Annotated in this window: 2 protein-coding genes and 1 pseudogene; all 3 read left to right on the forward strand. The window is 56.9% G+C overall.

Annotation, left to right across the window (positions count from 1 at the left end; genetic code table 11):
* The first annotated feature begins 390 nt into the window (after nucleotides 1-390).
* A complete protein-coding gene (locus XI06_RS12955; RefSeq protein WP_271605490.1) occupies nucleotides 391-822 on the forward strand; it encodes a hypothetical protein in 432 nt (143 codons plus the stop codon).
* 275 nt (nucleotides 823-1,097) lie between these two features.
* Nucleotides 1,098-1,544, forward strand: a complete 447-nt coding sequence (locus XI06_RS12960) for a hypothetical protein (protein WP_271605491.1) — start codon at nucleotides 1,098-1,100, stop codon at nucleotides 1,542-1,544.
* Nucleotides 1,545-1,548: 4 nt separating this feature from the next.
* Nucleotides 1,549-1,947, forward strand: a pseudogene (locus XI06_RS12965) (hypothetical protein); the annotation flags it as partial.

Consider the following 1,947-nt stretch of genomic DNA (forward strand, 5'->3'; position numbering starts at 1 on the left):
TCAAACCTCCGTCCCAAGCCGGAGGCTTCTTCGCATAGATATCCAGATCCCGAAGCAAGGGTTCCGGCTGAGCGCTTACAAATAGGCGATACTTTATTGCCGCATGTCCGGTTGTGTGCTTTTGCGACATGACGGCTTGAGTCAGGAATGTTCGCTCTGGAGCGAGGAACTGCCCCGCCCGCCCCACAGCCGCAAGACCGGATTGGAGGGGGGAAGAGACGTCCGATCTCCGTTGCACCGCCCAGAACCGCCCGTACTGACGGCAATCGACATCCTGACACCGCATGGAGATCGGGGAGGAAAGGATCATCGCTGGGAAGGAGGCGTGACGCGAAAATAGCGAGGCGATAGAATACCCATCCCTCGAAGATCACACCGAGGGAAATCTCCATGCTCGACCAAAACAACGACTACTCATCCGCAGGCCCGGGCTACAAGCGACGGATGCGCCGCGAACGATTGCGCAAAGAGAGCACCGTGGGCGAGACAGGCTCGACGCGGAAGAAATCCAAGCACCGACCCAAGCCCTATTCCGCAAAACCCGCAAAAGAAGAACACCTGAAAAGGAACATCACACCAAGGGGACTGAAGGAAAGAATTCGTCGCCTTGTCCTCATCTATCCCGATCAGTCTGCCCTCGACATCTGCGAGACCCTCCACAATCACGGCTGGCCGGGATCAGGTGTCCTTGTCGGAGGCGTGCGGCAGGAGATGCGCGAGATCGTCAAGATGCTCGATCAATACGAACTGATCAATCGCGATGCATTGAAGGCGTTTCGACGTGCGTACCAAGATGAGGCGAAGATCAGATGGGATCGATAGTCTGGGGATCATCTAGACCGGAAGGATGCGCTCCATCGAAATCTAGCGCACGCCGCAAATCCAACTGCCGATTATTTTAGTGCTCGTTGCCAGCGTTTTGGCAAATCAGGGGAGTGAGCGCAGAATTATTGTCCATCGAAACAATATTCCCGGGACATTCCGCCGTCGCTTCAATGACATGGCACTTTGGTGTTGACAAAATGCGGTACAGGTCGAGTGATTGCCGTCTCGAACAACGCGAAATATTCGCGTGATGATCGCATGTAGTTCGGGAAATGCACGGCACACGACGAAAGACGACCCTCCAGACGCGCACGGCGAAGTCCGCGATCACGAATGGGTCGCGCCTATTCGCAGAGCGTGTTGATCTGCGCACACCCAGAGGGAAGCGCTTCCGTGACCTCATCAATGGGTACTCGGCACCCTTCGGCACGAAGATCACGGAAGCCGACCGCGCCATCATTCGCGATCTCGCCATGCTGCAAGTGCTCTCCGAGGACATCCAACAGCAGTACATGCAGTCGGGCGAAATGAAGGAGTCGGAATACGCCCAGTACTCCCGCATCGTGAATGCCATCCGGCGCCACATGAAGACCCTCGGTCTCATTGATCTCAAGCGTGAGTCCGATCCTCACGATGACGATCACGGTCTAGACCCCCTCGCCTACATGCAGCGTGGCGGCACCCGTCGTTCACACCGCGTTCGTCTAGACGGCGATTAAAACGATGGGTCTCAAACGCATCAGACTGCACGATGCTGACGAGACCCCCACCACACCCAAGAAGACCAAGCCCGACCTCGGGCCCACACTGTTGGATGCCGTAAACGATCCTGATGTCTTCTTGTCCTCTTTGACAAACCCGGAGGATTGGGCTGCTTGGTGGGCATTTGTCGCCGCGATCTTCGCGTATGACATGACGCCCGATCAATTGGCACTCTTCCAGAAATGCACGGGTCGGAAATCGCCACCCTCGAAACAGGTCAAGGAAGCCTGGCTCGTGGTTGGGCGTCGTGGAGGCAAAAGCCGGGTGCTCGCCCTCATCGCGGTCTGGCTTGCCTGCTTCTTCAATTACAGACCCTATCTCGCCCGTGGGCAGCGTGCAGTCGTCCAGGTCATGGCCGCA

The sequence above is a fragment of the Bradyrhizobium sp. CCBAU 11434 genome (assembly GCF_028128895.1).
Classification (GTDB): Bacteria; Pseudomonadota; Alphaproteobacteria; order Rhizobiales; family Xanthobacteraceae; genus Bradyrhizobium; species Bradyrhizobium zhengyangense.